Source organism: Nonomuraea candida, from assembly GCF_000725485.1.
Taxonomy (GTDB): domain Bacteria; phylum Actinomycetota; class Actinomycetes; order Streptosporangiales; family Streptosporangiaceae; genus Nonomuraea; species Nonomuraea candida.
Genome location: NZ_JOAG01000089.1, coordinates 1 through 8,278, shown reverse-complemented (window position 1 = coordinate 8,278; position 8,278 = coordinate 1). Strand labels below are relative to the sequence as shown.

At 63.2% G+C, this 8,278-nt stretch carries 7 protein-coding genes; all 7 read right to left on the bottom strand.

The window, feature by feature from the left end:
• Positions 1–204: 204 nt before the first annotated feature.
• The 7 genes from IO39_RS42695 to IO39_RS42665 all read right to left on the bottom strand — a co-directional run bounded on the left by IO39_RS42695 (position 205) and on the right by IO39_RS42665 (position 7,381).
• The gene (locus tag IO39_RS42695; RefSeq protein ID WP_157549779.1) at positions 205–1,356 is read right to left on the bottom strand and encodes a hypothetical protein; all 1,152 of its coding nucleotides are present in this window, start codon (positions 1,354–1,356) and stop codon (positions 205–207) included.
• Positions 1,357–1,372: 16 nt separating this feature from the next.
• Positions 1,373–2,290 carry a hypothetical protein gene (locus IO39_RS51575; RefSeq protein WP_157549777.1) on the bottom strand — a complete coding sequence of 306 codons (918 nt, stop codon included), beginning with the start codon at positions 2,288–2,290 and terminating at the stop codon, positions 1,373–1,375.
• 69 nt (positions 2,291–2,359) lie between these two features.
• Complete coding sequence (locus IO39_RS42685) at positions 2,360–3,094, bottom strand: hypothetical protein (protein WP_043637183.1); 735 nt, start codon at positions 3,092–3,094, stop codon at positions 2,360–2,362.
• A 44-nt stretch (positions 3,095–3,138) separates the two neighbouring features.
• Positions 3,139–3,522: a hypothetical protein gene (locus IO39_RS42680; RefSeq protein ID WP_043637177.1), complete on the bottom strand. Its 384-nt coding sequence runs from the start codon at positions 3,520–3,522 to the stop codon at positions 3,139–3,141.
• On the bottom strand, positions 3,523–5,778 hold the full coding sequence (locus tag IO39_RS42675; protein WP_043637175.1) for a glycoside hydrolase domain-containing protein: 2,256 nt from the start codon (positions 5,776–5,778) through the stop codon (positions 3,523–3,525).
• 190 nt (positions 5,779–5,968) lie between these two features.
• A complete protein-coding gene (locus IO39_RS42670; protein WP_043637173.1) occupies positions 5,969–6,391 on the bottom strand; it encodes a hypothetical protein in 423 nt (140 codons plus the stop codon).
• Between the two features lie 81 nt (positions 6,392–6,472).
• A complete protein-coding gene (locus IO39_RS42665) occupies positions 6,473–7,381 on the bottom strand; it encodes a hypothetical protein (RefSeq protein WP_157549775.1) in 909 nt (302 codons plus the stop codon).
• Positions 7,382–8,278: the final 897 nt, after the last annotated feature.

The following is an 8,278-nucleotide window of genomic DNA, read 5'->3' as shown; positions in this document are numbered from 1 at the left end:
CCGACCGACGTTGGCGCGTCGGTCATGTCTTGAGAACTCGCATGATCATCGGGAAGGTGCACCCCTTCCCGACCGATCCACAGGTCTCAAGCATTGCTCACGCCCCCGTACAGCACGGCACTCCAGCAATTAATCCGTCATGACCCGCGCGACCCGCCGCGGTAGCGCCCGGCGGAAGTAGGCGAGATGCAAGGAGACAAGCCCCTACTTCTCCGGCAGGGGAGGCAGCCGTGAGGGCCGTACGACGAAGGCTCCGAAGGAACTCTTCGACTCGGGATATATGACCACCATGGCGTCCTTGTTGGAGACGGTGTATCCGTTGCGTTCGGTGACCTGGGTGCACGAGCCGGTCCGCATGTCTCCGAGGTAGACGGGCTGGCCCGGTTCGAGCGAATGCCAGGAGACGATATCGCCGGCGACGTTCACGTCGTCGATGCCGCGGTCGCGGCCCGAGTCGAAGACCGTCCGCGGCTCCGGCCAGCCGATTCGCCACGCGCGAATGGCCCGGAAGTTTCCTTCGATCCACACGAGCGTCGAGCCACTTGCCGCGATCTGGGTCAACGGTCCGACCTTCGACAGTCCTGGGGGCGTTTCCACAAGGTTTCCTGAGGTCAGCGAAGCAGCCTGGAAGACGGCTTGTGAGCCGGGTCTGACGATCTGCGGCCAGATGACGAGATCGCCGACGATCCATGCGGTTCCGATCTGACCGCGGGCTATCACTCGGTCCCGGGAGGCCGCCAGATCGTAGAGGTGGACTTCGACGATGTTCTTTCCGACGGCCTTGCTCCAGACGGCCTTTCCTGCTGATGCGTCCACGTAGATCAGGGGACCTCGGAAACCGGCGTCCTGATCGAGAACGCGGACCTCGTTCGTCTGCTGATCCCAGACGTGAACGGACCAGTCGTCATAGGTCGTCAACGAGTGTTGAAGGGCGAAGACCATTCTTTGTCCGTCGAACACCCCATCCACCTGTTGGTCGGTCGCGGCGTCAGGCATCGCGTAGATCGGCGACCACGTGCGGCTGTCGAAGTCGTATCGGACGATTTCCTTCTTGCTCGCGCCGTCGATTCGTGCGGGATCCCCGACTGCGAGTTCACCGAAGAGCGCTTCACCGTCGGGACCGACGGCGGTCGGACGGATGCGACCATCCCCCAGCTTCGCTGGAACTCGCCCGGCGTCGACGGCCTGCCGCCAGGATCTGGGCATCGTCTTGAGGCAGCCCTGGTTCACCGGTGGGGCCGGTCGGGTGTTCGAGGGCGGCACCTCGGCGTGAGGCTGGGAAGAGCCCGCCTTGGTCGACGGTGGCGTTGGTGCCGGCGTTGCTGTGCAGCTCACGCTGCACAGCAACGCCAACATCAATATCAGTGATCGCTTACCAGATGTAGCCACGAGAGCTAAAGATCCCCACTAGGGTGTCCGAGTAGATGCCGTCGTACGAAGGGGCGTTCCAGTCCGCGGGTACAGCCGCGCTATTTCCCGCGGGATCGATGTACATGGTCCAGTCGCCGTAGGCGTCGTATCCGTAGACACCGATCCAGTGGAAGATGTTGCGGTTCGTGGGATGCCCCGCGAGATGGTCGCTGGTCGGCGTCTCGGCGGTGTTCCCCATGATGAGATAGTTGTTGTCGATATCCGACACCAGTGCATCGACATATGCCTGCTGATGAGCCAGCGTGGGAGTGCCGGGAATCGGCTGCGGGACGTAGAAGGTGGTTTCCATCTCATAGTTCATCGCATCGGCCATCGGCCGGCCGGTGTTGTAGCCGGACGCGATGATCTTGATGTCCTGGGCGATGGGGTTGATGTACCACGGGGTGTTCCCGTTGAAGTCGGTGTCGAGCAAGTCTGCTGCATGGCTCCATCTGGGATCATCCACCGTGCCCCAGTCCAGGCCCTTCGCGTACATCGCCGAGAGTAGCGTGGACGGTCCGCAGTAATAGTCCTCGATCTGCGGGAAGTAGTAGACGGAGAGCCAATTCATCTCGGCGGAGGCGGCGGTTGAGCGTCCATTGGGAGCCGCGGCCCCTTGGCGTCGCTCCGCGGCATGGGCCTTGGCTTCGGCGGTTTTCCGGGCGAGTAGGTCCTGCTGCCCGGGGGACAGCGGAGCGTCGGCTTCGGGGTCGTTCTTCGGGACGACCCGCATCTCGTTCATGCCCTGCCTGAGCTGCGCGGGTGCGGGGATAGAAGCCACTTCGCCGGGATTCTCCGGGCTTGTGACCGCCCCGGCGGGCGAGGTGACTGTCAGGACCGCTAGAAGCGTGAGGCTTACCACGAGAGCTAATCGCTGCACGATACCTCCGATGCTGTTTCTGCCGGATTTCGGACATCAATGAGACACCGGACGCCTTGGGGGCCGGCCTCAGTCTTGTGCCTGCTGCAGTTGCAGCTTGCGGGCTGCCTTCCGCCGTTCGGCGTCGAACGGGTTCAGCGCTGCGCCAGCGCCTTGCCCGGGCTCCCCGTTCCAAGCCCGGATCTTCGCGGCCACCCGCTGGAGCCGCTTGTCTCCAGGTGGAACGTCGATGGTGAATCTGGACTCGTCGGGCCGATCGTCGTCGCCACCCCAGCGGACGACACCCTCGCACTCCAGGAGGACATCGCGGAGCACCACGGCCTGGTGTGGGAAGAAGTTGCCCCGCGACCCCGCCGGATACCAGTCGGGGCGGATGGTCACCGCCGTTCCGGAAGCGTGATTGCTGGCCGGCGACGAAGCCGAGATGGATCCGAGCGGCCGGTAGCCGATGACCTGGCTCTCGGCGGCCTTCAGTTCGTCGATCTCGTAGTGGAACCTGCCGAGTACGTAGAGCAGAATCGTGGCCGGCTCACCGAGTCGCAGGTTCACCATGATGTCGCTGCCGCCCACCCGCCAGTAGGGCGCCCACGCATGGTCCTCGAGTCGTATGATCGGCCAGCCGTTGGCGCTTGTCGGGACTTGTTCTGTAAGCGCCGCAAGCGCTGTGGGGGTGTGCGGAGGAGTGTTCCCGTCCCGTACGGCGGCCTTCGCTGGGCCCGGTCCCACAAGCACTCCGGCCATGCCGGCGCCGATGAGCCCGAGCGAAGCGCGAATGACAGCGCGACGGCCGATGTTCTTCGTCACCTCTCCAATGTGAGCCGTGGTTTCGCCAGCCACGAGGCTCCCTTCTAGGAAAAAGGGCTTCCCATGTTCCAGAGCAGCTGGAAGATAGAGGACGCCAGAGCAACCAGGACAGCGCCGAGCCAGTACAGTCGCCGTGACACCGACGCGGAGCGGAGCACCACGAAGTTCACCGCTGCCATTGCCAGCGTGCATACGACAACGAGTACGAGCCCGATGAGCAGCGCTCCGAGATAGCCGTCTTGGAACGGGATTCCGGGCGATCCGAACCCTAACTGCGCGAGCCAGTCACGAGCCACGAAGTAGGGGTAGAACAATGCGAACTGCCCGAGAACCCCGAATACCGAGTTCAACAGAAGGCACAGCAGGTAGGCGGCCTTCGAGGACAGCCGATGAATGCTTCTCCGTCCGTCCTGCCTGCTGTTGCGCATCTAGAGATTCCTCGCAGCACTGTTGTACTTCTCGAATATGCGGTAGATGGGCAGAGTCTTCTGCCGGTACACGTCAGCCTGGGCGCCCGTGCCGTTGTATCGCTTGAGGATCAAACTCGCTTCGTTCTCTGTGTAGTCCAACGCGGGCCGGCGCTGGCTGATGTCGTTCGCGCCCCAGATGTTCACCAGCGGAATGGTGCTGACGGAGTATTCGTCATCGTCCTTGAGCTGTTTCCAGACCCGCCAGACGTCGTGCCAGTCGGCAGGGTCGAGCGCGCTGTCACTGATGATCCCCACGGACGCGCAATAGTTTCGTGATTTGATCGCAGTGTCGGCGAAGATCTGACCGAGACCGGTACTGCTGTCGTTCTTCATGATGGCCGGTGGGTGGGGCGGAGGGCCGCTCATGTTCTCCTTCCAGAGCTCGTACGCCTCGAGATAGGCGTAGGTGGCCAGCACGAGGCCGTCTACTGCGGCGTCATCGACGCGGTTGTTGCGGAGCTCCCAGAAGAGCGGGGTCTGAATGAGTGCCTTTCGCATGCCGAAGGCCCGGGAGAGCGCCGTTATCAGTGCGTCGTGCTGCAGGGTGATGTCGAGTGATGCGGGTGTGAGGTGAAGCCAGGCGTTCTCGATCACGTTCCCCTCAGGGAGGTCCCCGAGGCTCTTGATGTACGCGAGCAGTTCGGTGAGGATCGCATCCCGGTTGGCCCTGTTGAAGGGTACGTCCGGCTTGGCTCCGGTAGGCACATCGTTGAAGCTGTTCTGCCCGCTGTCCCTCCCGGAATTGATGTTGTTGTCGATCTCGATGGCGCCGTCGCCGGCTCCGATCGTGATGGTGGAGATCTGATCGAAAGCCCAGTCGTCCGGCAGGGGAAAGCCCAGGTTGCCGCTGAATCCGGTGGACATGCCCGCGACGAAGCTGGCCGTGCTGAGGCCCTCTGCGGCGACCCTGGAGCAGACGTTGCGGGGCCCGTAGATGCCGATCGCATACTCGCTACCGAGTTGGTTGAAACGAGTCCGGATGGCACGGAAGTGCGGAAGGATGCTGGAGGTGATGTCACTGTCCAGGGCGTCGTAGTCGACGGCGAAGTAGATGCGGGTACCTGGCTTGAAGCCGTAACCCCGCGCCGCGTCCAGGGCGGCCATGGCGTCAGCCGCGCCCTGAGTGGCGTTGAAGTAGGTCACCGCCCCGCCGTAGGTCTGGTAGATCGGGAAGACCCGAAGTCCCTCCTGCGCGATCACCGCCAGCTCGCCGGGCTGGATCTTCTTGTTGAGCGGAGTGTTGGGCACGTTGGTGAGATAACGGCCGACCACCTGATAGCCGAGGCCCTTCAACGTCTGAGCACGAGCAGGCGTTATCTGAGTGACGCAGTCGGCAGCGGTGCCCCTACGACTCGAATCACCCGTGCTGACAAGCAGAGAGGCCCAGGTCTGCTTGTCGCCGGTGCCGGTCGGGGCGAGCCGGGCGAAGTTCTGGAAATCGACGACCCGGGCGGTGAGGTTGGCGTCATAGGTGGCCGTGAAGGTGGTCCCCTGACGGCGATTGAAGATCATGGCCGCGCTGAAGAGCTGTACGAAGACCCCTGTGGAACCCTGCGCTATCCCCCGCGCCGCCAACCCGTTGAGTGTCTTGGGGCCGAAGATGCCGTCCGCCTCGCTGTCGCTCTGGCCCAGCTCGAACTGGCAGGCCAGCATCATCGCCTTCTGTACGTCTCGTGAGAAATGGCCGTCACACGGGATGACGAAGAAGTTCGTTCTGTTCACGTAGCGGGAGTTCATCCATTGCTGGATCGAGCGTACCGAGGCGCTGCCATTGGCTGTCACAACGTATGCGTCCATGGTGAGCAGCGCCTTGAATAATTTGGGGACCATCGCGTCCCCTGGAAAGGCGTTCTGCGTGCCGGAGTTGGCCTTGAGTTGCTGAACCGCCGCCGAAACCCTGTCGTTGTAGATGCCATCGATCTCGCCGCCATCGTAGCCCTTGCAGTACAGCCCGGACTGCAAGATGCGGACGAGGTTCGCCGGCGCCCCTGTGCTCCGCGTTATCGAAGGGTATTGGCTGGTCAGCGTCGACAGGGTCGTGGGGCCGAAGTTGTTCGACAGCGTGGTGATGCCGAGCTGGTGCTGTAGACAGCGGGTCAGGGCGTACATCGTCGCCCACCCGGTGATTCCGTCCTCAACTACTCTGGTGATGCCCGGCACGCTGCCGTAGGTGGTGTTGATGAAGCGTTGTGCACGCAGAACCATCTCGTCCATGTCGGCTCCAATGTCGCCTGGATGCGTACGTCTTTCCGCGCCGTTGGCCTTCACGGAGTGCACCGTCGCCCCGCGTCGTCAGGACGACGGCTTCCACGTCCGTCGCCATCGCTGTCAGCTATGGGCGGTGCTGCCCGGTCGGAGCCGACCGGCTATCCGGCCGGCATCGGCGCGGGAGGTCGTGCGACCGTCAGAAGCAGTCCTGCCACCTGTGTGAGCTGAAGAAGTCGTTCATGCCATAGGGCACCAGATCGTTGACCACGTACCCGCTGCCGCTGGTGTCGTAGGGAATGATCAGCCCCAGCCCGCCACCGTGGCTGTGCTCCCGAAGCACTGCCTTGCACCGGTCGTCGCCGTTTGACAAGGAGCTGGTCATGTCGTTCACGGGAGTGCCGCTGATGACAGGAGACGACCCCCAGAAGTAATAAAGGTAGTCGTTATCGTAGCTGTCGTCCTCATTGTAGTAGTCGTGCCGTCCGCCGGCCCGATTTTCGTGCTCGAAAACACATAACTCCGCGTACGTGCACCAGCCGTCGTGCTCTGCGGCCCATGCCGGGGCGGGAGTGGAAAGCATCAACTGAGTGCCCATCGCACTGCCGGCGACGACGGCCATGGCTCGATTCAGTAAACGTCGGCCACGCATTATTCTCCTATGTGTGTAGTCGAAACTCGTGGTTGTACGGGCGGGATATTATTACGGTTGCCCGCCCTGCAGGACGATTTCGGCGTTACGCAGGAGGGCGCCCCTGTTCCGCGCGAGTGCCTTCAGCGCGTCCGCGTGCTGCTCGATCAGTTTCTGCTCATTCGCGTTCTGCGCGTTCGACAGTGCCACGGCGTAGCCCGATTGGTCCTTGCACTCCATGTCGGCGCTGGCGGCTTTGCGCTCCTCGTCGGTCGCCGCAGGGCCGGCTTGCCTGACCCACCGGGGGTCGTTCCAGGCGTCCTCCGGTGTCGCGTAGCTGAATCCGCGCTGCTTCATGCACGTGCTCCAGTCGGCCACCACCCGTAGGACCTCGGCGTCCTTCCTGGCAGGTGCCGCCGCCTCGGCCATCAGCCTCCAGACGAGCAACTCGTCCGGCTGAGAGGCTCCCGTCGTCAGGGTTCGGCTCGCCTCTCCGGTGCAGCCGCCTTGGGGAGGGGTCTGACCACTGTCCAGGGTCACGTCGCCGCCGGTCAGAGCACGGCGTTCCGCCATCGACACGGCTCGGGCCTGGTCCGCGGTCCTGCGCTTGCCGTCGGCGGCGTCCGCCTCCTCCGCGTAGCCGGTGCGCGCCGCCTGCTCGGGCTCGATGTACAGATACCGGCGGCCCGAGATGAACTCTGCACCCTGCTCCTTGGACTCCACGGTCTTGAACTCGGCGAAACCGAGGCGTTGCATGCAGGCAGCAACCAGGCTGGCCCGGGCGGTGGTCACCTTCTTGCGCTGCTCAGCGGTGTCGACGTACGCGGAAAGGGGCGATGCGCCGTCCACGGGTTTCGCGCTCGCGGATCGGAGTTGGACCGTGCTGACGCCACTGTCAGTGTCACTACCACAGGCGGCAAGTCCGCATAAAAGCGTCAGGCCACCGGCCAGCACAATGGCGTTCCTGGAGAAATTGCCCACGAATGCACCTCCTGTTGTTTTGTCGCAGTGGTACGGGGAGCGGTTTTGGGCACGACCGATGACTGCGATGATACGTTTTCGGGCGGGCAGCACTTCGCGTGCCACTACTGAGTGGTGTGGTTCCGTCCAGCACCGTGATGGGGAGAAGAATGAAGCTTGGTATACCTAGATGCGACTCCGAGGCCGAACGCTGCTTGCGATGCTCCTTATGATGCACAACAAGATCACTTATCACAAGTATTGACGCGCTTTAATGTGCGGAGTAAACGGTAATTGCCGATTCCGCATACGGGTAGTGCTCACCGATTCTCGGAATGTGATCCTGCCGTCGGTCAGGCGTCAGGAATGGCGCGGAGCACGAAGAACGGTCCTTCGGGGTCGCAGGGCTCCGGGGTTCTCGCGCTTCGGCCTTGGTGTCTGGTTCGGGTAGGTGATGCCGAGAGTCGTCATGCTGCGTTGGACCTGGTGGGAGTGGTGTCGGCTGGCTTTGGCGATGCTGGTCCAGCCGTGGAGTTCGAGGATGGCGATGGCGCGTAGAGCGGCCATGACAGCGGGGCCGTTGCTGGTACGAATCATGCTGGCGGGGGGCTCGCCCAAGGCCGGGTAGTTAGGGTGAACCGCGCCGAGTTTGATGGAGGCCGTGGTGTGCCCCGGGTTGAGTGGAGGTGGATTTCTGGATTCTTGTGCTGCTTGATGAGAGGAAAGTGGCATGGGACGACGGGGTTACCCGCCGGAGTTCCGGCGTAAGGTACTGGACCTGCTCGAAGCAGGCCGCGCGGCCACCGAGCTGGCGCATGATGACGGTGGCCGTGAAAAGCTCCCCGTAGGCGGCCAGATAATGCCCCACTGACGGCCAGCGGGCTCCCCGCGTATGGCCAGATAGCTCCCCGTTCGTTC